Source organism: Tabrizicola flagellatus, assembly GCF_046295235.1.
Taxonomy (GTDB): Bacteria; Pseudomonadota; Alphaproteobacteria; order Rhodobacterales; family Rhodobacteraceae; genus Tabrizicola; species Tabrizicola flagellata_A.
Genome location: NZ_JBKBLV010000014.1, coordinates 1 through 20,329, shown reverse-complemented (window position 1 = coordinate 20,329; position 20,329 = coordinate 1). Strand labels below are relative to the sequence as shown.

Sequence of the window (20,329 nt, the reverse complement as noted above, 5' to 3'; positions counted from 1 at the left end):
GAAATGAAGGCTCTGGTCAAGGCCCGCCCCGAGCCCGGACTCTGGATGGAAACCCGTCCCGTCCCCGACATCGGCCCCGACGACGTGCTCATCAAGATCCACAAGACCGGGATCTGCGGCACCGACATCCATATCTGGAACTGGGACGACTGGGCGCAAAGGACTGTCCCGGTGCCGCTGGTGACGGGCCACGAATTCGCGGGGATCATCGTCGAGAAGGGCCGCAATGTCGAAGGGCTGGAGATCGGGCAGCGCTGCTCGGGCGAGGGCCACCTGATCGGCAAGACCTCGCGGCAAAGCCGGTCGGGGCGCTTTCACCTCGACCCCGAAACCCGCGGAATCGGCGTCAACGAACCGGGCGCCTTCGCCCAGTACCTGCGGCTTCCGGCCTTCAATGTCGTCCCCCTACCCGATGCCATCGACGACGAGATCGGCGCGATCCTCGATCCCCTGGGTAACGCCGTCCACACCGCGCTTTCCTTCGACCTGATCGGCGAGGATGTCCTCATCACCGGCGCCGGCCCCATCGGCATCATGGCCGCCGCCGTCGCCCGCCATGTGGGCGCCCGCCACGTCGTCATCACCGACATCAACCAGGCGCGGCTCGACCTGGCCGGTCAGGTGGCCGACGTGATCCCGGTGAACGTCGCCACCACCGAGCTGAAGTCGGTCTACGCGGGCCTGCACATGACGCAGGGCTTCGACGTCGGGATGGAGATGTCGGGCAGCCAGGCCGCGCTCGACCAGATGGTCGAGCACATGGTGATGGGCGGGCGCATCGCCATGCTCGGCATCCCGCCCGGCAAGTCGCCGGTGGACTGGAGCCGCATCGTCTTCAAGGCCATCACCATCAAGGGCGTCTACGGCCGCGAGATCTTCGAGACCTGGTACAAGATGATCGCCATGCTGGAGAACGGGCTCGACATCCGCCGCGTCATCACCCACCGCTTCAAGGTGGCCGAGTTCCAGGACGGCTTCGCCGCGATGCGGTCGGGGCTGTCGGGCAAGGTGGTGCTCGACTGGACCTGACCGGTCGCCGCCCGCGACCGATGCGCGGGGCTGGCGGCCGTGCCGTGGAAATGCCGCGAAATGGCCTTGCAGCGTTAATCGCCCGTTCACCATTGCCCTGCTTTGCTTTCGCCATGGCGAAGGGACATGAGATGATGGACGGATCGCGACCGACAGGTTTTGCCGAGGCACCCGCTGCGGCCTTCCAGGCCGAGGGCGCGGCCCTTCCGGCGCCGGCCACCACCCTGGCCACGGGCGCCCGCTTCCGGGTCCGCGCCCTGCGCCTTGCCCCGGGCGAAGCGACCTCGCTGCAATCGCATCTCCACCGCTCGGAACACTGGGTCGTGGTCGAGGGCACGGCCGAAATCACCGTGGGCGTCCTCGCGCGCCTGGTGCAGGAAGGCGATGCGGTGCACATCCCCCTCGGCCAGGCGCACCGTCTGGAGAATCCGGGGCGGCTGCCGGTTCTGATCATCGCGGTCGACTCGGGCTGCTACCTTGCCGATGACGACGTGATCCGGCACGACTGACGCCTCCTCGCTTCCTTCGGTCGCTCGTCGGAGGCCCATCGCGAGGAGCGACCGAAGGAAGCGAGGAGCCGGCCGGTCTGGTAAACGCACCCTGAATGCCCGCAGCCAAGCCCTTGATTTTCAAAGACCCGCAAAGTCGTCCGGCGTGGACAGGCGACGGAAACCCCGGTTTACACGGCCCCCCGCATCGGCGATAACCGGCCGGTAGCCGCCTGGGTCCGACCGATGCTCCTCCTGATCGACAACTACGACAGCTTTACCTACAACCTCGTCCACTACCTGGGCGAGCTTGGCGCGGAGGTGGTCGTGAAACGGAACGACGCGCTGGAAGTCCAGGACGTGATCGGCATGGCGCCCGAGGTCATCGTCCTCTCCCCCGGCCCCTGCGACCCGGCGCAGGCCGGGATCTGCCTGCCCCTGACCCGCGCTGCCGCGGCCGCCGGCATCCCGCTCCTCGGCGTCTGCCTCGGCCACCAGACCATCGGCGAGGCCTTCGGCGGCAAGGTCGTCCGCTGCCACGAGATCGTCCACGGCAAGATGGGGACCATGCACCATTCCGGGAAAGGCGTGTTCCGTGGCCTGCCCTCGCCCTTCCAGGCAACGCGGTATCACTCGCTGGTCGTGGACCGCGCCACGCTCCCCGCCGAGCTTGAGGTCACCGCCTGGCTGGAAGACGGCACGATCATGGGGCTCCGCCACAAGCACCACCTGATCGAGGGCGTCCAGTTCCACCCGGAATCCATCGCCTCGGAACACGGCCACCAGCTCTTGCGGAACTTCCTCGACGAGGCGAAGGCGAAGGTCCCGGCATGAGCGATGTCCTGAAGCCCCTGATCGGCACCGCCGCGAACCGCCCCCTCACGCGGGCCGAGGCCGAAGCCGCGTTCAATGCGCTGTTCGAAGGCGAAGGCACCCCCGCCCAGATGGGCGGCTTCCTGATGGCGCTCCGCACAAGGGGCGAGACGGTGGACGAATACGCCGCCGCCGCCTCGGTCATGCGGTCGAAGTGCAATGCCGTGAAGGCCCCGGCGGGGGCCATGGACATCGTCGGCACCGGGGGCGACGGCAAGGGGACGCTGAACATCTCGACCGCCACCGCCTTCGTCGTGGCCGGCGCGGGCGTCACCGTGGCCAAGCACGGCAACCGCAACCTGTCGTCCAAGTCCGGCGCGGCGGATGCGCTGACCGAGCTTGGCCTCAACGTGATGGTCGGCCCCGACGTGGTCGAGAAATGCCTCAGCGAGGCCGGCATCGGCTTCATGATGGCGCCGATGCACCATCCCGCGATCCGCCATGTCATGCCGGTGCGCGCGGAACTCGGCACCCGGACGATCTTCAACATCCTCGGGCCCCTCACCAACCCCGCCGGGGTGAAACGCCAGCTGACCGGCGCCTTCTCGGACGCGCTGATCCGGCCGATGGCCGAGACGCTCCTTGCCCTGGGCTCGGAAAAGGCCTGGCTCGTCCATGGCTCGGACGGCACCGACGAGCTGACCATCTGCGGCCCGACCTCGGTCTCGGCGGTGGAAAACGGCGCGGTGCGGGATTTCACGGTGCATCCCGAGGATGCGGGCCTTGCCCCCCATCCGTTCGAGGCGATCCTTGGCGGCACCCCGGCCGATAACGCGGCGGCCTTGCGCGCCCTGCTCGACGGCGCGCCCGGGGCCTATCGCGATGCCGTCCTTCTGAACGCCGCTGCCGCTCTTGTGGTGGCCGACAAGGCGGGAACCCTGACCGAGGGCGTGGCGTTGGCCCGTGAGGCGATCGACTCCGGCGCGGCAAGGGCCAAGGTTGACGCGCTCCGCCGCCTGACGAACGCCTGAGAGGCCACATGTCCACCATTCTCGACCGCATCAAGGCCTACAAGCTGGAGGAAGTGGCCAGGGCCAAGGCCGCTGTCCCCCTGTCCGAGGTCGTAGCCGCGGCCCGCGCCGCCGCCGCGCCGCGCGGCTTTGCCCGCGCCCTGCGCGAGGCCACACTCACCGGCTATGGCCTGATCGCCGAGATCAAGAAGGCCAGCCCCTCCAAGGGACTGATCCGCCCGGATTTCGACCCGCCGGCGCTGGCCAGGGCCTATGAGGCCGGGGGCGCCACCTGCCTGTCGGTCCTGACCGACGCGCCCTCTTTCCAGGGGGCCGACGACTACCTGGTGGCCGCCCATGACGCCGTCTCGCTGCCCTGCCTGCGCAAGGATTTCCTCTACGATACCTACCAGGTCGCCCAGTCCCGCGCGCTGAATGCCGATTGCATCCTGCTGATCATGGCCTCGCTGGACGATGCCCAGGCCGCCGAGCTTGAGGCCGCCGCGATGGACTGGGGCATGGACGTGCTGATCGAGGTCCACGACCAGGCGGAACTGGAGCGCGCGGCGCTGCTCAAGTCGCCGCTCATCGGGATCAACAACCGCAACCTGCACACCTTCGAGGTGACGCTGGACACCACCCGGAAACTCGCGCGGCGTGTGCCCGAGGACCGGATGATCGTCGCCGAAAGCGGGCTTTACACCCCGGACGACCTGGCCGACCTCGCGCAATACGGGGCGCGCTGCTTCCTCATCGGCGAAAGCTTGATGCGGCAGGCCGACGTGACCGCTGCGACGCGGGCGATCCTCGCCCGCCCCCTGACCGCGCAGGGCGGGCTATGAGCGGGCTGTCGCATTTCGACGACCGGGGCCAGGCCCATATGGTCGATGTCTCGGACAAGCCGGTGACCGACCGCATGGCCGTCGCGGCGGGCGCGGTGCGGATGACGGCCGAGACGCTGGCGCTGATCACCGAGGGCCGGGCGAAGAAGGGCGATGTCCTGTCCGTCGCGCGGCTGGCCGGAATCATGGCGGCCAAGAAGACGTCGGACCTGATCCCGCTCTGCCACCCCCTGCCCATCACCAAGGTCGCACTGGACCTGACCCCGGACCCCGCACTGCCGGGTGTCAGAATCGAGGCGACCGTCAAGACCTCGGGCCAGACCGGGGTCGAGATGGAGGCGCTGACCGCCGTCTCGGTCGCGGCGCTGACGGTCTATGACATGGTCAAGGCGGTCGAGAAGTCCATGGTGATCGACGGCATCCGGCTGATCCTGAAAGACGGCGGAAAATCAGGCCGTTACGAGGCGACCTGATGATAACGGTCGAAGAGGCGCTGACCCGCTGCCTGGCGCTTGTCGCGCCGCTCCAGCCGGAAACCGTGCCGCTGGCCCAGGCCGCCGGTCGCTGGATGTGCGCCCCTGCCGTGGCCACCCGCGACCAGCCGCCCTTCGCGGCCTCGGCGATGGACGGCTATGCGGTGCAGGGCAACCCCGGGCCGGACGACAATTTCCTGGTGATCGGCGAGGCCGGCGCCGGCCATGCCTTCGAGGGGACCGTCGGCCCCGGCCAGGCGGTGCGCATCTTCACCGGTGCCCCGGTGCCCGAGGGCGCGACCCGGGTCATCATCCAGGAGGATGTGGTCCGGCTGGACGACCGCATCCTGCTGAAGGAGGGGCTCGACACCGCCACCCATATCCGCCCCCGCGGCCAGGATTTCCGGGCCGGAGAGAGCATTTCCCCCCGCCGCCTGCGCCCGACCGACCTGGCGCTTCTGGCCGCCATGAACATCCCCGTCGTGCAGGCCACGCGCAAGCCGGTGGTCGCCCTTGTCGCCACCGGCGACGAGCTGGTGATGCCGGGCGAAGACCCGCGCCCGGACCAGATCATCGCCTCGAACGGCTTTGCCCTGAAGGCGATGGTCGAGGCCGCGGGCGGCGAGGCCCGCCTTTTGCCGATCGCCCGGGACAACGAGGTCGAACTCCTCACCGTCCTCGACCTGACCCAGGGCGCGGACCTGGTCGTCACCATCGGCGGGGCCTCGGTCGGCGATCACGACCTGGTCGGCAAGGTGGCGGGGCTGGAGCACAGCTTCTGGAAGCTGGCGCTGCGCCCCGGCAAGCCGCTGATGGCGGGGCGGCTGAACGGCGTGCCGATGCTGGGCCTGCCGGGCAACCCGGTCAGCGCCATCGTCTGCGGGCATCTGTTCCTTCTGCCGATGGTCCGGGCCATGCTGGGCGACCCCGCGCCTGCGCCCCTTCCCCGCAAGGCCCGCCTGACGGTGGACCTGCCCGCGAACGGCCCGCGGGCGCATTACATGCGGGCGCGGCTTGTGCAGACCGACGGCCTGCCGGAAATCGCCCCCTTCGACCGGCAGGACTCGGCGCTCCTGTCGATCCTCGGCCAGGCCGATGCGCTGCTGATCCGGCCCATCGACGCCCCCGCCTGTCGCGCCGGGGACACGGTGCCCTACCTGCCGCTCTGACCCCTTGTGGATATCTCTTGACACAAACCGGGAACACGGGCAGAACATTATGAAAACGCATGATGTGGAGGTTGTCCCCGTGCTGACACGCAAGCAGTTGGAACTTCTGGACTTCATCAAGACGCGGATGGACCGCGACGGGGTGCCGCCCTCCTTCGACGAGATGAAGGATGCGCTGGACCTGCGCTCGAAGTCGGGGATCCACCGGCTCATCACCGCGCTTGAGGAACGGGGGTTCATCCGCCGCCTCGCCCACCGCGCCCGCGCGCTGGAGATTGTCAAGCTGCCCGAGGCAATGGAGAAACCCGGCTTCAGCCCCAAGGTGATCCAGGGCGACCGCAGCGATCCACCGCGCGAGGCGATGGAGGTCTCGGCCGTGCATGCGCTGGAACTGCCCGTCATGGGCCGCATCGCCGCCGGCGTGCCGATCGAGGCGATTTCCGAGGTGTCGCACCATGTGGCCGTGCCGGGGTCGATGTTGTCGGGCAAGGGGCAGCACTACGCCCTTGAAGTCAAAGGCGATTCCATGATCGAGGCCGGGATCAACGATGGCGACATCGTGGTGATCCGCGAACAGTCCACGGCGGACAACGGAGATATCGTCGTGGCGCTGGTGGAAGACCACGAGGCGACGCTGAAGCGCTACCGCCGCCGCGGCAACATGATCGCGCTTGAAGCCGCCAACCCGGCCTACGAGACGCGGGTCTTCCCCGACCATCTGGTCAAGGTGCAGGGTCGCCTCGTGGGCCTGATCCGCAGCTACTGACGGGCGAGTTGCGCCCGCCGCGACCGCAGGTCGGGCAAGTCAACGCCGCCAGACGGGGCTGACCAGAGACGGTGCGCCCCCTTCGTTTTCTGAAACCGCAGCCCTGCCCCATCCTGCCAGATTGCAAGCGGCCCGGTCTCGCGCAGCACGCGTTCGTCGATCAGCGGGCACCCGGCGGGCGCAGCCTCTGCCCTCGCCGCAAGGATCACCAGATCGGCCCGCGCACAAATCCCGGCCAGCCTCTCCTGCGCCCCCTTGCCCGAAAGCGCCACCGCCCTCAGGCCCCCAAGGTCGAACCAGCGCTCGCCCTTGTTGCCCTCGAACCCCGGGCGCGCAGCGGCTGCGTCCTGCGGCGTAAGGTCGCCGTCGTTCTGCAACCAGTTCTCCGCCGCGAAGCCCCCGCCCTTGGCGGCCGACAGGGCCCGCCCCTCGGCGCCCGCCAGCCCGACCAGGCGCCCGTCGCCCGAGATGAGCAGCAAGGGACGTTCGGCCAGGGCCCAGAGCACGAAGGCCGCCACCACCGGAACCAGTCCCACCGCCTGCACTCTTCCCCGCAATAGGATCAGCCAGATCGCCCCAAGCGTAAGCATCGGGATCACCCATGGCCCCGGCGCGGGGATCGCGGTGACCGAGCCTTCCCAGGACGAAATCTCGTGCGCGATGAACAGGATCCAGCGCGCGCCCTGCTCCATGAACCAAAGCGGCAGCCAGGCGAGGCCGAAGGGCGCAAGCAACGCAGCGACGGCCCCCGCGGGCATGATGACCGCGCCCATGACCGGGACGGTCAGCAGGTTTGCCAGAAGCCCGTAATCGGTGAACCGGTTGAAATGCGCCGCCGCGTAGGGCGCGGTCGACAGCCCCCCGATCAGCGAACTCAGCACCAGCGTGAAGACCGGCATCAGCCAGCGCGGCACCTGCTGGCGATAGATGCTGCCGTCCAGCGCCTGAAATCCCAAGATCAGCGCGATGGTCGCCGCAAATGACATCTGGAAGCCGGGTTCCAGCAGGCTTTCGGGCTTCATGAGCATCAGGATCAGCGCCGCCACGGCGACCGACCGAAGCGACAGCGCGCGCCGGTCCAGTAGCACCGCGCCCAGAACCACCGAGATCATGATGAACGCGCGCTCCGTCGCCACGTTGGCACCAGACAGAAGCAGGTAAAACAGCGCCACGCCCAGGCTGACCACGGCCGCAACCTTCCTGGTGTTCACCCGCAGCGCGACAAAGGGGATCAGCGCCAGCCCATAGCGGAACAGCGCGAAGACGAAGCCGGTTAGGAACGCCATGTTCATCCCCGAAATCGCAAGCAGGTGAGCAAGCGAAGAGTCCCGCAGCGCCTGCACCGTGTCCTCGGTGATGGCCGAGCGGTCCCCCGTCATCGCCCCCGCCGCAAAGGCCCCGGCCTGCCCGTCCATGTGGGCCAACATGCCTTGTGTCAGCCAGATCCGCAGCCGATCGATGGGCAGCGCAGCGCCCGAGGGCTCCTCCAGCAGAAGGACCGGGGTGCGGGTATATCCCACCGCGCCCAGCTGGTCGAAAAAGGCCATGCGGCGGAAATCGAAGGCCCCGGGCTCCACCGGCCCGTCCGGGGCGGCAAGGTTCGCGGTCAGGATCACCACCTGGCCCGGGATCGGCACCAGCCACTCCTGGTCCTCCTGCAACGAGATGCGGACCCGGACAGGCGTCCTTTCAGGCGTGACCTCCCGCAGCACCACCTGATCCAGCGTGAGCCGAAGCGCATCGGACTGCGAGCGGTCGATCTCGACGATCCGGCCCTCGACCGGGCCGTAGTAGCGGAAGGTCAGCATCGGCGCGTCCAGCGCATGGGCGCGGATCCCGGCGGCGATCCAGCCCGCCGCAAGCGCGGCAAGGCCGAGGCCGAGCGGCCGCGCCAGGTCGGACCTCCAGCCGAGGACCGCGCCCGCGACAAGGGCCAGCGCGGCAAGCGCGTAGCCCACCGCCCCCGGCTCTTCGGGAACCGAGAACCAGGCCCCGATGCCGCAGCCGATCAGCACGGCGATCCAGGGGAACAGCGTCCCCCGCGCCGCCTGCAGCGCCCCAAGCGGTGCCAGGAGGAGCCGCGCCACCACCTTGTCTCCCACCCCGCGATTGCCTAAACCCGGCAGCGATCCTACGCCCGCCATGGTTTCCGAAAGGTTAATCCCGTCATGTCTCAGGTCGTCACCCGCTTTGCGCCTTCGCCCACGGGCTACCTGCACATCGGCGGCGGGCGGACGGCGCTGTTCAACTGGCTTTATGCGCGCGGGCGAGGCGGCAAGTTCCTCCTGCGGATCGAGGACACCGACCGCGAACGTTCAACCCCCGAAGCAACCGCCGCCATCCTGCGCGGGCTGAACTGGCTGGGGCTCGACTGGGACGGCGAGGTGGTGAGCCAGTTCGCCCGCCGCGACCGGCACGCCGAGGTCGCGCACGAGATGCTTGCGCGAGGAACGGCCTACAAGTGCTTCTCGACGCAGGAGGAAATCGCGGCCTTCCGCGCGGCGGAAGAGGCCGCGGGGCGGTATCCCGTGTTCCTGTCGCCCTGGCGCGACGCCGATCCCGCCACGCATCCCGAAGGCGCGCCCTATGTCATCCGCATGAAGGCCCCCCGCACCGGCGAGACGGTGATCGACGACCAGGTGCAGGGCCGCGTGGTGATCCAGAACGCGACGCTGGACGACATGATCGTGCTGCGCAGCGACGGGACGCCCGTCTACATGCTGGCGGTGGTGGTGGACGATCACGACATGGGCGTGACCCATGTGATCCGGGGCGACGACCACCTGAACAATGCGGCGCGGCAGCAGATGGTCTATGACGCGATGGGCTGGCAGGTGCCGGTCTGGGCGCATATCCCGCTGATCCACGGGCCGGACGGCAAGAAGCTGTCCAAGCGCCACGGCGCGACGGGCGTCGAGGAGTATCAGGCGATGGGCTACCCGGCCGCGGGAATGCGCAATTACCTCACAAGGCTCGGCTGGGCGCATGGCGATGCCGAAATCTTCACCTCGGAAGAGGCAATGAAGATGTTCGACCTGAAGGGCATCGGTCGCGCGCCCGCCCGGCTGGATTTCAAGAAGCTGGAGAACACCTGCGGGCATCACATGGCGATGGCCGACGATGCCGCACTGCTGCATGAACTGAAGGCCTTCCTCTCCGTCTCGGGGCGCGCGCCTCTATCGGCGATACAGGAAGCCCGGATGATGGCCGCGCTGCCCTTCCTGAAGAAATCCGTGAAGACCTTCCCGGAACTCATGGAAAAGGCTGCTTTTCTTCTGGCAGAGCGTCCCATCCGACCCGATCCCAAGGCGGCCGAGGCGCTGGATACGGTATCCCGTGGTATACTGAAATCGTTGACGCCGCGACTGCAAAATGCTAGCTGGACAAAGGACGCGCTGGAGCCGATCCTGACCGCGGTTGCCGAGGAGAACGGCATCGGTTTCGGCAAGCTGGCAGCGCCGTTGCGGGCCGCACTTGCGGGGAGAACTGTTACACCGTCGGTTTACGACATGATGCTCGTCATCGGTCGTGATGAAACCGTTCACCGGCTGGAGGATGCGGCGGGCTGACCCCGCCCCCCGGCCTTGAAGCCGCCCCGACCGGGGTGCAGGATTGCCAATGGCCGCGCCCGGTGCCGGGTGCGACCTTCATCACCGGGGAGAACCATGTCGGACAAAGTTGCAAAACTGGAACTGGACGGGAAGACCTACGACCTTCCGGTCCACAAACCCACCCTGGGCCCCGACGTGCTGGACATCCGCAAGCTTTACGGCGAGGCGGGCGTCTTCACCTTCGATCCCGGCTTCACCTCGACGGCATCCTGCGAAAGCGCCATCACCTATATCGACGGTGATCTGGGTGAACTGCTGTATCGCGGCTACCCCATCGAACAGCTTGCCGAGAAATCGACCCATCTCGAGGTCTGCTATCTGCTGCTCTACGGCGAACTGCCGACCGCCGCCCAGCTTGCCGACTTCACGCAGCGCGTGACCAAGCACACGATGGTGCACGAACAGATGCACTATTTCTTCCGCGGCTTCCGCCGCGACGCGCATCCGATGGCCACGATGGTGGGCGTGGTGGGCGCGATGGCGGCCTTCTACCACGATTCGACCGACATCAACGATCCCTGGCAGCGCGAGGTGGCCGCGATCCGCATGATCGCGAAACTGCCAACCATCGCCGCGATGGCCTACAAGTATTCGGTCGGCCAGCCCTTCGTCTATCCCAAGAACGCGCTGTCCTACGCGGGCAACTTCCTGCACATGTGCTTTGCCGTCCCGGCCGAGGATTATGTGGTCAGCCCCGTGCTGGAAAAGGCGATGGATCGCATCATGATGCTCCATGCCGACCACGAACAGAACGCCTCGACCTCGACGGTGCGGCTGGCGGGGTCGTCGGGCGCGAACCCCTTCGCCTGCATCGCAGCCGGCATCGCCTGTCTCTGGGGCCCGGCGCATGGCGGGGCGAACCAGGCCTGCCTGGAGATGCTGAAGGAGATCGGCACCGTCGATCGCATCCCGGAATACATCGCCAAGGCCAAGGACAAGAATTCCGGCTTCCGGCTGATGGGTTTCGGCCACCGGGTCTACAAGAATTTCGACCCGCGCGCCAAGGTGATGAAGGAGAGCGCCGACGAGGTGCTCGGACTGCTCGGCATCGAGAACAACCCGCTTCTCCAGGTCGCCAAGGAACTGGAGCGCATCGCGCTGGAGGACGAATACTTCGTCTCCAAGAAGCTCTACCCGAACGTCGATTTCTATTCGGGCATCATCCTCGAGGCGATGGGCTTCCCGACCTCGATGTTCACTCCGATCTTCGCGATCAGCCGCACGGTGGGCTGGATCAGCCAGTGGAAAGAAATGATCGCCGACAAGAACCAGAAGATCGGTCGTCCGCGGCAGCTCTACATCGGCCCGGAAAAGCGCGACTACGTCGACCTGCGCCACCGCTGAGGCGCAGGACAGCGACGGACAGAGAGGCCGCCTTCGGGCGGCCTTTTCGTGCGCCGACAGGTCGCAGGGCATGACTGATGATTTCCGTCAGGAACGACCCACATCTGGGGGGTTCTTTCCCTGCGGAGTTTTGCCATGAAAGACACCTACCCGGACCTGACCGCGCACCATGCGCCCGTCACCTTTGGCGACCGGGTCGCGCTGCGGACCGTCAAGTTCATGCGCCTGTTCGCCGACGCCTTCTTCTCGAAACGCTATGGCCACCGCGCGGTCGTGCTGGAAACCGTCGCCGCCGTTCCCGGCATGGTCGGCGGCCTGCTCCAGCACCTGAAGGCGCTGCGGCACATCCGCGACGACCAGGGCTGGATCAAGGAGCTTCTGGACGAGGCCGACAACGAACGCATGCACCTGATGACCTTCATTCACGTCGCGCAGCCCTCGCGGCTGGAACGCGGGATCATCATGCTGGGGCAGGCAATCTTCTATAACGCCTATTTCTGGCTGTATCTCTTCACTCCACGCATCGCGCACCGGATCGTCGGCTATCTCGAAGAGGAGGCGGTGGTCAGCTACACCCAGTATCTGGAACAGATCGACGCCGGCAAGGTGGAGAACGTCCCCGCCCCACAGATCGCCATCGACTACTGGAACCTCGGCAAAGGCGCGCGGCTGCGCGACGTGGTCATCGCCGTCCGCGCCGACGAGGCTGGGCACCGCGACCGCAATCACCAGATGGCCGACGAACTGAAGGCCGCCTGACCGCTCGTCCCTTCGCCTTCGCCTGCGCTTCGCTCTTCGCTCTTCGCTGGCGAGGAGCGAGGCGAAAGCGGAGCGAGGAGCCTAGCCCCGCCCGTCCAGCGTCCCGACGGCCCGGTAAAGTTCGGGCCGCCGGTCGCGGAACAGGCCCCAACTGGCGCGAAGCTCGGCGATCGCCTCCAGATCCACGGTGGCGGTCAGCACCTCTTCCCGGTCGCGCGAGGCCCGGGCCAGAATTTGCCCCATGTGTCCGGCGATGAAGCTCGAGCCATAGAAGGTCACTTCCCGGCCCCCCGGTGCGACCTCGCGGCCGATGCGGTTCGATGCCACGACCGGCATGATGTTCGCCCCGGCGTGGCCGCGCATCACCGCTTCCCAGTGCGGCTGGCTGTCGTGATCGGGAGCGGGCGGCTCGGACCCGATGGCGGTGGGGTAAAGCAGCATCTCGGCCCCCATCAGCGCCATGGCGCGCGCGGCTTCCGGGAACCACTGGTCCCAGCAGATGCCCACCCCGATCCGACCGAAGGCCGTGTCCCAGACCCGAAAGCCGGTATCGCCGGGCGAGAAGTAGAACTTTTCCTCGTAGCCCGGCCCCTGCGGGATGTGGCTTTTCCGGTAGACCCCCAACACGCGACCGTCCGCGTCGATCATGGCGCAGGAGTTGAAATGCGACTGCCCCGCCTTCTCGAAGAACGAACACGGCAGCACCACGCCAAACTCGCGCGCGAGCGCGCTGAAATGCGCGATCAGCGGGTGGCCCTCGGCCGGGCGGGCCAGGCGAAAGTATTCCGGCCGCTCCTCGATGCAGAAGTAGGGCGCTTCGAACAGTTCCTGCACCAGGATGACCTGCGCGCCCTTCGCGGCGGCCGCGCGGATCGCACGTTCGGCAGACTCGAGGTTCAGGGGCAGATCCCAGCTGCAGGCGAACTGGGTGGCGGCAAGGGTAACGTGACGCATGGGGTGTCCTCCGGGCAGATGCGTCTTACCCTAAGTCTCTGGCGGGGCGGCTTGAAGCCCGATTCCACTCTGGACAGGCCAACGCTTGCCTGCGGTCGCGACTGCCGTGGGATGCAGGCGTTCCGACCGGTCGCGGCCGACCCGGCGCCTGCGCCGCAACAGGAACGCCTTGCCCCAACTGCGCAGGGTGCCGACCATCGGCGCCTCTGGATCGCAGGGAAACCGCTCGCGCCAGCCATCGGGTAGCGCCAGCCCAAGGGCCTCGGCCCGGTCCAGCATCCAGACCAGCGGGATGTTCGCCAGGGGCCGCGCGGCCTGAAAGTCCCCGATCTGTCCGCCGATGTCGCCATGCGCGCCGCGGAACCAGACCTGTTCCACGTTGCCTTCCCAGCCGGGGGGACACTCCCAGAGCACCGGCGCAAAGGCCTCGCGCGTCTCGTGCAGGGCCAGGGCGTGATAGCCGTGACGGATCGAGGGGCCGAGCTGATGGCTGTGGAAGGCATGGCGGTCCGCCGCAAACATCCAGAAGAACGGCAGCCGCAGGCCCAGTGCCTTCACGGTGTCCCATACCCCGACCATCTGGATCGGCGCCTCGCCATGGCAAAAGCGCCGCGCGAAGGCCTCGGCGGCCGGGCTGTCCGCGCCGCGTTCGTAATGCCGCCAGGCCAGGCGCACCGCGCGTTCAGTGGCATGTTCCCGGCGCAGCAGGCCCACCCGGTCGATCACCCCCGCAAGCGAGCGGACCGCGAAGGCCCCGCGCGAATATCCGAACAGAAAAATCCTGTCGCCAGGGCGATAGCCGGAGGCCAGCCAGCCATAGGCGCGGCGGATCTGCGGGGCGATTCCGCGTCCCTCGAGGATCGCCACGCCGCGCAACCAGCCCTCCCATTGCATCCCCGGTTCGTAATAGAGCCGCCGGTTGGCATGGGTGCCCATCTCCTGCAACAGCCGGAACAGGATACCAGGGTTCGCCTCGCGCCCCGGCTCCAGGCTGGACATGGTGCCATCGAGGATGACCACATGATCGACCACGCCCCTCTGCCTTCCCGGCGCAGGCGCGGGGGCCGGTTCCACCTCGGGCTCGACCGTGCGGCGGAAAAAGCTGCGGAGGCGGTCCAGAAGGCGCGTGGCGGGTCTCCTTCGGTTCGGCGCTGGGGCATCGTCGCGCAGCGCGGGTAAAGATTCCCTGACCGCAATGCTAGACGCCCGGCGGTTCCTGTCCAGCCGAGCGTCAGGATTTCACAGGAATTTCAAACAGTCAGAGCTTCAGGCTGAGGACCGTTGCCATCTGCAACTCGCCAAAGCCGTTGAAGCGGGTGTTGGTGACCGTCGAATAGGACCCCATACCCTGCCAGACGACGAAATCGCCTTCCTGAAGGTCGGCGGGCAGCGGGATTTCCCCCGGAAGCCGGTCCACCGAATCGCAGGTCGGCCCGAAAACGATGCGGGGGATCGCCTCGCCCGTGCGCTTTTCTCCGGTGGGCGACAGCACCTCGATCCGGTCGATCACGCCGATCATCGGCAGTTCGGTCAGGGAGCCATAGACGCCGTCGTTCAGGAAGACATGCGTCCCGTCGCGCAGCGCCTTTACGCGGGCGGCCAGCGCGAAGGCGTCGCCGCAGAGCGCCCGGCCGGGTTCGCAGACCAGCGCGGGACGGTCGGCGCCGAAGGCCTCGGACGTCACCCGGTCGATCAGCTGGAAGGTCTCTTCCAGTTGCGGCACCACCGCGGCCAGCCGGTGCGAGGGGAAGCCCCCGCCCACGTTCAGCCGCGCGATCTTCACGCCGGCGCCGCGCGCGATGTTCGCGGCCTCGCGGATGTAGGATTCCCAGGCGTGGGGATCGATGCACTGGGTGCCCGGGTGGAATGTGATCGAGGGGATGTAGCCCGCCTCGACCACGGTCTTGAGGAGTTCAGTCGCCAGTTCCACCGTCGCACCGAACTTGGCGCCGAAGTTGTAGGCCGCGCCCGCCACCGGCAGCTTGAAGCGCACGCTGATCTCGGTGCCCTCGACCGGGACCATCTCGATCAGCTTCTGCAGTTCCGACTTCGAATCGACGCTGTAGGACTTCACGCCCCGCGTCACCGCATGGGCGATCTCGTGCCGCGCACGCACCGGGTTGTTATAGTGGATCGCCGCGTCCGGCACGAGGCGGCGGATGAGGTCGATCTCAAAGGGCGAAGCGCAATCGAAGCCGCGCACGCCCGCCGCCGCCAGGTTTTCGATCATTTCCTCGCCGGGGTTCGACTTGACGGCATAGGTCACCATGCCCGGGAAGCCGTCGATGAACCGGCGCGCAGCTGCCTGTGCGGCCGAGGGCGCGAAGAACAGCACGGGGTTTTCCGGCGCCTGCTTCTTCAGAAAGTCAGTCGGGTTTGTCCAGATTGTCTTGGAGAGTCCCATCGGCGTATTTCCCTTTGCCAACAAGACGCTTCGCCCTTCCCCGTGCAGCTATGGGACCGGGCACCAGCGTGGTTTCAAGTGAACCAGGCCAGGTGCGTATGAGCCGCCCTTTTCCTGCAATCGAGGATGCCGCATATGGGTTACAAACTCACCGAACAAAACTATATAAATGCGCCATTCTGTCGTTATAATGACGAAAAGGACGGCAGATTGCATGGACGAACTGGATCGCAACATCATCGGGCTGCTCTCGGCCGACGCGCGGGTTTCGGTGGCGACCCTCTCGCGCCGGTTGAAGGTCGCCCGGTCGACGATCCAGGCGCGGCTGGAGCGGCTGGAGACCTCGGGCGTGATCGCGGGCTACACGCTGAAACTGGGAGAGGCCGCACGGGAGGGGCGGCTGCGCGCCTCGGTCCTGCTGACCATCGAACCCCGCTCGCAGGCCGCAGTTCTGGCGCGGCTGAAGTCGATTGCCGAGATCGAGCGGGTGTTCACCACCTCCGGCCGCTTCGACTTTCTGGTGCAGGTCGCCTGCCCCAACACCCAGGTGCTCGATTCGGTGCTGGACCAGATCGGCGCGATGACCGGGGTCAGGGCGTCGGAGAGCCTGATCCACCTCTCGACCAAGATCGACCGGGCGGTTTAGGCGTAGGGTGTGCTACAACGCACCGTCACACCCCCAAAGCCCGGAACACCTTCGGCAGTTCTTCCGGCAGGTCCTCGGCGATCAGCCCTGGCCCGAAGGACAGCGCACATTCCACATGCAGCCAGGCCCCGGTGCAGGCAGCTTCGAAGGGTGAACCCCCCCGCGCCAGTAGCCCGGTGATGAACCCCGCCAGCACATCCCCCGACCCCGCCGTCGCCAGCCACGGCACGGCGCGGCCGTAGTGGGCGGAGTTGATGGCGCAGCGGCCCGTAGGGTCGGCGATCACCGTGTCCGGGCCTTTGTACAGGACCACGCAGCCCGCCCGCTTTGCCGCCTCGCGCGTGGCGTCGACCTTGGAATAGGCGGGGCCTTTGGTGGCGGGCTGGTTAAGCTTTTCGGTGATGTCGGGGAAGAGGCGAGCGAACTCCCCGGCATGGGGGGTCAGGACGCATCCGTCGTGCAGGGCGTCGAAGAACTCGGGGTGTTGGGACAGGATGGTGAGTGCATCGGCATCTAGGACCAGATGGCGTCTTTCGGAGGTCGGGGCCCCCCTCCCCTCTCCCCTCCCCACGGGGGGGAGGGGAAGCGAGTCACCGTCACCGTCTGTGCGGGACGCCTGACCTTCGCCGCTCCCCTCCCCCCCGTGGGGAGGGGAGAGGGGTGGGGGGCTCCCGGCCGGAATACTCAGCGCAACCGCCACCACCTCCCTGGCACGCGCATCGATCCCCAACCCCGGCCCTACGCACAGCGCATTGATCCGCTTGTCCTCCAGCGCCTCCTCCAGCATCAGCCCATCCGCAACCGCCCGCAGCATCACCGCATCCAGCCGCGCGGCGTTCTCCGGTATGGCCTCGGGAGGACACCCCACCGTCACCAGTCCTGCCCCGATCCGAAGCGCCCCCCGCGCCGCCAGCCGCGCCGCCCCGCCACGACCGGAGGGGCCGGAGAGGACGAGGGCGTGGCCGTAGGCATATTTGTGCCCGGTTGCCTTGCCCAGCCGCGCGGTCGCCGTCGGCCGCTCGATCAGCGTCACGCCTGCATCAGCGGCGAGGCCCAGGGGCACCACCCGCAACCGCTCGCAGGCCCTGGGGCCGACCCCGAGGTAGTGGCCGGGCTTCGGTGTCTGGAATGTCACCGTCAGGTTCGCCAGGACCCGGTCGTCCAGCGGATTGCCAGCCGCGCTGGCCGGATAGCGCCCGCTGTCGGCGCAAAGACCGCTTGGAACATCCACCGCCACGACACGCGGGGTTTCCCCCGTGCGTCTGGCCGATCGCCACCAGTTCAGTTCGCCCTGAACCGCATCCAGATCCTCGAAGGGGCGCGTCAGACCGATGCCGAACAGGGCATCCACCACGAGAGCCGTGCCTTCGGCCCATGGGGGCAGCGAATCGTTCTGCAGCGGCCGCACCTCCCCCATCCCCCGCCATCGCTCGCAATTCACCCTTGCGTCCGGCGGCAGCCGCTCCGGGTCGCCGTAGAGGAAGACCTCCACCTCCCAGCCCCATTCCCTGAGCAGCCGCGCCACGACGAACCCGTCGCCGCCGTTGTTGCCCGGCCCGCAGAGGACCACCGCTCGGTGCGAGGTGGCCCTCAGCTCCGGCCATTCCTCGAAGATCGCCTCGACCACGCCCCGCCCGGCGCGCTCCATCAACTCCAGGCCCGTGACCTCACCCGTGGCAATCGCCGCCTGTTCGATGGCCCGCATCTGCGCGGCGGTCAGGAGTTCGGTCATTTCTTGCGCATCCCGGATTTCAAACTGCCCATACAACAGGCGTATTGCACAAATTTTAGGCAGCACCCCGGGATTCCCCGTGGATCCGCCCGCAAGGAAACCCTGTCACATTGCCCCTCTCATGGGGAAGTGGTCAGAGGGGCAAGGACGTACCGGGGGAGCCAGCCCATGAAGAAAGTCGAAGCGATCATCAAGCCGTTCAAGCTTGACGAGGTGAAGGAGGCGCTTCAGGAGGCGGGCATCCAGGGTCTTTCGGTGACCGAGGTCAAGGGCTTCGGGCGGCAGAAGGGCCACACGGAGCTTTACCGCGGCGCCGAATATGTCGTGGACTTCCTGCCCAAGGTGAAGATCGAGGTCGTCCTGACCGACGACATGGTCGACACCGCCGTCCAGGCGATCATCGCAGCCGCCCGCACCGACAAGATCGGCGACGGCAAGATCTTCGTCACGCCCGTCGAACAAGCCATCCGCATCCGCACCGGCGAGACCGGAGACGATGCCGTCTGACGCGACGGCCCAGGAATTTTCTTCGAAAATTCCTGGGCTTGACCAGAATCGGGCCGCAAGGTCCAAACCGAAACCCAACCGAAAGGCAGCATGATGAGCGCAGTAAGCAAAGCTCTGAAACTGATGAAGGACGAGGAAGTCGAATACGTCGACATCCGCTTTACCGACCCGAAGGGCAAGCTCCAGCACGTCACGCTGGTCGCCGACCTGGTGGACGAGGACTTCTTCGAGGAAGGCTTCATGTTCGACGGCTCGTCGATCGCGGGCTGGAAGTCGATCGACCAGTCCGACATGAAGCTGATCCCGGATGCGGCTTCGGTCTACATCGACCCGTTCTACGCCGAAAAGACCATGGCCGTGCACTGCAACGTCGTCGAGCCCGACACCGGCGAGGCCTACAGCCGCTGCCCGCGCCAGACCGCGCTGAAGGCGGAAGCCTACCTGAAGTCCTCCGGCATCGGTGACGCGGCCTATTTCGGGCCCGAGGCCGAATTCTTCATCTTCGACGACGTGCGCTACTCGGTGACGCCGCGCAAGGTGGCCTACGAGATCGACGCCGAGGCCGCCGCCTGGAACACCGACACGGTGACCGAGGGCGGCAACTACGGCCACCGCGCGGGCCACAAGGGCGGCTATTTCCCGGTCAACCCGATCGACGAGGCCCAGGACATCCGCGGCGAGATGCTCTCGACCATGAAGCGGATGGGCATGAAGGTCGACAAGCACCACCACGAGGTCGCGACCTGCCAGCACGAGCTGGGCATGGTCTTCGGCGGGCTGGTCGAACAGGCCGACAACATCCAGAAGTACAAGTACGTCATCCACAACGTGGCCCATGCCTACGGCAAGACCGTGACCTTCATGCCGAAGCCGATGAAGGGCGACAACGGCAGCGGCATGCACGTCAACATGTCGATCTGGAAGGGCGGCAAGCCCTTGTTCGCCGGCGACAAGTATGCCGACCTGAGCCAGGAGGCCTTGTGGTTCATCGGCGGCATCCTGAAGCACGCGAAGGCGCTGAACGCGCTGACGAACCCCGGCACCAACAGCTACAAGCGCCTGATCCCGGGCTTCGAGGCGCCGGTTCTGCGCGCCTATTCGGCCCGCAACCGGTCGGGCTGCGTCCGGATCCCGTGGACCGAAAGCCCGAAGGCCAAGCGCGTCGAGGCCCGTTTCCCCGATCCGTCGGCGAACCCCTACCTGGCCTTCGCGGCGCTCTTGATGGCCGGCCTTGACGGCATCAAGAACAAGATCGACCCGGGCCCGGCCTCGGACAAGGACCTCTACGACCTGCCCCCGGAAGAGCTGGCGCAGATCCCGACCGTCTGCGGCAGCCTGCGCGAGGCGCTGGAAGAGCTGGAGAAGGACATGGACTTCCTCCTGGCCGGCGACGTGTTCGACCGCGACCAGCTGGAGGCCTACATGGCCCTGAAATGGGAAGAGGTCTATGCCTACGAGCATACCCCCCACCCGGTCGAGTATCAGCTGTACTATTCCTGCTGAGACCTGGGGACAGTGAAGGGAAAAGGGCGCCCCCGAGGGCGCCCTTTTTCATGTGCGTCCAAGCGGGACACCCAGACCAAATAATTGCAAAGTCTGGATTATTGTGCGGACATTAACGGCTTGGAAAGCAGGTTCGGCACGGCTAACCTGCGGCGCGGAAGCAGGCGGGACGGCGATGGCACGGGAACCCTCGGACAGGCGCGGGGAAAGGGGACGACCCGAGATCTGGGCCTCGGGCGGGCAGCGTCCGCCCTTCGACCTGCGCGCGCTTGGCCGGGC

General features: G+C 67.1%; 19 protein-coding genes. 14 read left to right on the top strand and 5 right to left on the bottom strand.

What is annotated here, in order from left to right; translation table 11 throughout:
* Positions 1 to 3: 3 nt before the first annotated feature.
* From tdh to lexA, 8 genes are all read left to right on the top strand, one after another.
* On the top strand, positions 4 to 1,029 hold the full coding sequence (tdh, locus tag ACK4IU_RS07965) for an L-threonine 3-dehydrogenase (protein WP_409733686.1): 1,026 nt from the start codon (positions 4 to 6) through the stop codon (positions 1,027 to 1,029).
* A 113-nt stretch (positions 1,030 to 1,142) separates the two neighbouring features.
* Positions 1,143 to 1,538 (top strand): phosphomannose isomerase type II C-terminal cupin domain, encoded by a 396-nt coding sequence (locus tag ACK4IU_RS07960; protein WP_409733466.1) that lies wholly within the window; start codon positions 1,143 to 1,145, stop codon positions 1,536 to 1,538.
* A gap of 225 nt (positions 1,539 to 1,763) precedes the next feature.
* The gene (locus ACK4IU_RS07955; RefSeq protein WP_409733464.1) at positions 1,764 to 2,351 is read left to right on the top strand and encodes an anthranilate synthase component II; all 588 of its coding nucleotides are present in this window, start codon (positions 1,764 to 1,766) and stop codon (positions 2,349 to 2,351) included.
* Positions 2,348 to 3,361, top strand: a complete 1,014-nt coding sequence (gene trpD, locus ACK4IU_RS07950; protein ID WP_409733461.1) for an anthranilate phosphoribosyltransferase — start codon at positions 2,348 to 2,350, stop codon at positions 3,359 to 3,361. Before ACK4IU_RS07955 ends, trpD begins: the two co-directional genes overlap by 4 nt.
* Before the next feature lie 8 nt (positions 3,362 to 3,369).
* Positions 3,370 to 4,182 (top strand): indole-3-glycerol phosphate synthase TrpC, encoded by an 813-nt coding sequence (gene trpC, locus ACK4IU_RS07945; RefSeq protein ID WP_409733458.1) that lies wholly within the window; start codon positions 3,370 to 3,372, stop codon positions 4,180 to 4,182.
* Complete coding sequence (gene moaC / locus ACK4IU_RS07940; protein ID WP_409733455.1) at positions 4,179 to 4,655, top strand: cyclic pyranopterin monophosphate synthase MoaC; 477 nt, start codon at positions 4,179 to 4,181, stop codon at positions 4,653 to 4,655. Before trpC ends, moaC begins: the two co-directional genes overlap by 4 nt.
* The gene (locus ACK4IU_RS07935) at positions 4,655 to 5,824 is read left to right on the top strand and encodes a molybdopterin molybdotransferase MoeA (RefSeq protein ID WP_409733452.1); all 1,170 of its coding nucleotides are present in this window, start codon (positions 4,655 to 4,657) and stop codon (positions 5,822 to 5,824) included. Before moaC ends, ACK4IU_RS07935 begins: the two co-directional genes overlap by 1 nt.
* A 79-nt stretch (positions 5,825 to 5,903) precedes the next feature.
* On the top strand, positions 5,904 to 6,590 hold the full coding sequence (gene lexA / locus ACK4IU_RS07930; protein WP_409733683.1) for a transcriptional repressor LexA: 687 nt from the start codon (positions 5,904 to 5,906) through the stop codon (positions 6,588 to 6,590).
* Here lexA and ACK4IU_RS07925 read toward each other — a convergent pair.
* On the bottom strand, positions 6,584 to 8,677 hold the full coding sequence (locus ACK4IU_RS07925) for a ComEC/Rec2 family competence protein (protein ID WP_409733449.1): 2,094 nt from the start codon (positions 8,675 to 8,677) through the stop codon (positions 6,584 to 6,586). The genes lexA and ACK4IU_RS07925 overlap by 7 nt on opposite strands.
* Before the next feature lie 81 nt (positions 8,678 to 8,758).
* Between ACK4IU_RS07925 and gltX the strand changes: the two genes are divergently transcribed.
* From gltX to ACK4IU_RS07910, 3 genes are all read left to right on the top strand, one after another.
* A complete protein-coding gene (gene gltX, locus ACK4IU_RS07920) occupies positions 8,759 to 10,159 on the top strand; it encodes a glutamate--tRNA ligase (protein WP_409733446.1) in 1,401 nt (466 codons plus the stop codon).
* A 96-nt stretch (positions 10,160 to 10,255) separates the two neighbouring features.
* A complete protein-coding gene (gltA, locus tag ACK4IU_RS07915) occupies positions 10,256 to 11,545 on the top strand; it encodes a citrate synthase (protein ID WP_409733443.1) in 1,290 nt (429 codons plus the stop codon).
* Positions 11,546 to 11,680: 135 nt separating this feature from the next.
* Complete coding sequence (locus tag ACK4IU_RS07910; protein WP_409733440.1) at positions 11,681 to 12,304, top strand: alternative oxidase; 624 nt, start codon at positions 11,681 to 11,683, stop codon at positions 12,302 to 12,304.
* 81 nt (positions 12,305 to 12,385) lie between these two features.
* Here the strand turns inward: ACK4IU_RS07910 and aguB are convergent, their stop codons facing one another.
* From aguB to ACK4IU_RS07895, 3 genes are all read right to left on the bottom strand, one after another.
* Complete coding sequence (aguB, locus tag ACK4IU_RS07905) at positions 12,386 to 13,258, bottom strand: N-carbamoylputrescine amidase (protein ID WP_409733437.1); 873 nt, start codon at positions 13,256 to 13,258, stop codon at positions 12,386 to 12,388.
* A gap of 30 nt (positions 13,259 to 13,288) precedes the next feature.
* Positions 13,289 to 14,332 carry a DUF2235 domain-containing protein gene (locus ACK4IU_RS07900; RefSeq protein ID WP_409733434.1) on the bottom strand — a complete coding sequence of 348 codons (1,044 nt, stop codon included), beginning with the start codon at positions 14,330 to 14,332 and terminating at the stop codon, positions 13,289 to 13,291.
* Positions 14,333 to 14,516: 184 nt separating this feature from the next.
* Positions 14,517 to 15,662 carry a type III PLP-dependent enzyme gene (locus ACK4IU_RS07895; RefSeq protein WP_409733430.1) on the bottom strand — a complete coding sequence of 382 codons (1,146 nt, stop codon included), beginning with the start codon at positions 15,660 to 15,662 and terminating at the stop codon, positions 14,517 to 14,519.
* Between the two features lie 214 nt (positions 15,663 to 15,876).
* Here ACK4IU_RS07895 and ACK4IU_RS07890 point away from each other — a divergent pair, with 214 nt between their 5' ends.
* Complete coding sequence (locus ACK4IU_RS07890) at positions 15,877 to 16,308, top strand: Lrp/AsnC family transcriptional regulator (protein WP_128516412.1); 432 nt, start codon at positions 15,877 to 15,879, stop codon at positions 16,306 to 16,308.
* A 25-nt stretch (positions 16,309 to 16,333) separates the two neighbouring features.
* Here ACK4IU_RS07890 and ACK4IU_RS07885 read toward each other — a convergent pair whose 3' ends face one another.
* Positions 16,334 to 18,040 carry an NAD(P)H-hydrate epimerase gene (locus ACK4IU_RS07885; RefSeq protein ID WP_409733426.1) on the bottom strand — a complete coding sequence of 569 codons (1,707 nt, stop codon included), beginning with the start codon at positions 18,038 to 18,040 and terminating at the stop codon, positions 16,334 to 16,336.
* A 168-nt stretch (positions 18,041 to 18,208) separates the two neighbouring features.
* Here ACK4IU_RS07885 and ACK4IU_RS07880 point away from each other — a divergent pair, with 168 nt between their 5' ends.
* Together ACK4IU_RS07880 and glnA are read left to right on the top strand one after the other, a co-directional pair.
* Complete coding sequence (locus ACK4IU_RS07880; RefSeq protein ID WP_103255696.1) at positions 18,209 to 18,547, top strand: P-II family nitrogen regulator; 339 nt, start codon at positions 18,209 to 18,211, stop codon at positions 18,545 to 18,547.
* 93 nt (positions 18,548 to 18,640) lie between these two features.
* Positions 18,641 to 20,050 (top strand): type I glutamate--ammonia ligase, encoded by a 1,410-nt coding sequence (gene glnA, locus ACK4IU_RS07875; protein WP_409733422.1) that lies wholly within the window; start codon positions 18,641 to 18,643, stop codon positions 20,048 to 20,050.
* Positions 20,051 to 20,329 lie beyond the last annotated feature (279 nt).

What these genes read in the sequence shown, in the direction of transcription:
- ACK4IU_RS07890 (WP_128516412.1), top strand. Translation starts at nt 15,877, where the DNA reads ATGGACGAACTGGATCGCAACATCATCGGGCTGCTCTCGGCCGACGCG.
- trpC (WP_409733458.1), top strand. Translation starts at nt 3,370, where the DNA reads ATGTCCACCATTCTCGACCGCATCAAGGCCTACAAGCTGGAGGAAGTG.
- ACK4IU_RS07880 (WP_103255696.1), top strand. Translation starts at nt 18,209, where the DNA reads ATGAAGAAAGTCGAAGCGATCATCAAGCCGTTCAAGCTTGACGAGGTG.
- trpD (WP_409733461.1), top strand. Translation starts at nt 2,348, where the DNA reads ATGAGCGATGTCCTGAAGCCCCTGATCGGCACCGCCGCGAACCGCCCC.
- ACK4IU_RS07910 (WP_409733440.1), top strand. Translation starts at nt 11,681, where the DNA reads ATGAAAGACACCTACCCGGACCTGACCGCGCACCATGCGCCCGTCACC.
- ACK4IU_RS07935 (WP_409733452.1), top strand. Translation starts at nt 4,655, where the DNA reads ATGATAACGGTCGAAGAGGCGCTGACCCGCTGCCTGGCGCTTGTCGCG.
- ACK4IU_RS07885 (WP_409733426.1), bottom strand. Translation starts at nt 18,040, where the DNA reads ATGACCGAACTCCTGACCGCCGCGCAGATGCGGGCCATCGAACAGGCG.
- ACK4IU_RS07955 (WP_409733464.1), top strand. Translation starts at nt 1,764, where the DNA reads ATGCTCCTCCTGATCGACAACTACGACAGCTTTACCTACAACCTCGTC.
- tdh (WP_409733686.1), top strand. Translation starts at nt 4, where the DNA reads ATGAAGGCTCTGGTCAAGGCCCGCCCCGAGCCCGGACTCTGGATGGAA.
- glnA (WP_409733422.1), top strand. Translation starts at nt 18,641, where the DNA reads ATGAGCGCAGTAAGCAAAGCTCTGAAACTGATGAAGGACGAGGAAGTC.
- gltA (WP_409733443.1), top strand. Translation starts at nt 10,256, where the DNA reads ATGTCGGACAAAGTTGCAAAACTGGAACTGGACGGGAAGACCTACGAC.
- gltX (WP_409733446.1), top strand. Translation starts at nt 8,759, where the DNA reads ATGTCTCAGGTCGTCACCCGCTTTGCGCCTTCGCCCACGGGCTACCTG.
- moaC (WP_409733455.1), top strand. Translation starts at nt 4,179, where the DNA reads ATGAGCGGGCTGTCGCATTTCGACGACCGGGGCCAGGCCCATATGGTC.
- aguB (WP_409733437.1), bottom strand. Translation starts at nt 13,258, where the DNA reads ATGCGTCACGTTACCCTTGCCGCCACCCAGTTCGCCTGCAGCTGGGAT.
- ACK4IU_RS07960 (WP_409733466.1), top strand. Translation starts at nt 1,143, where the DNA reads ATGGCGAAGGGACATGAGATGATGGACGGATCGCGACCGACAGGTTTT.
- ACK4IU_RS07895 (WP_409733430.1), bottom strand. Translation starts at nt 15,662, where the DNA reads ATGGGACTCTCCAAGACAATCTGGACAAACCCGACTGACTTTCTGAAG.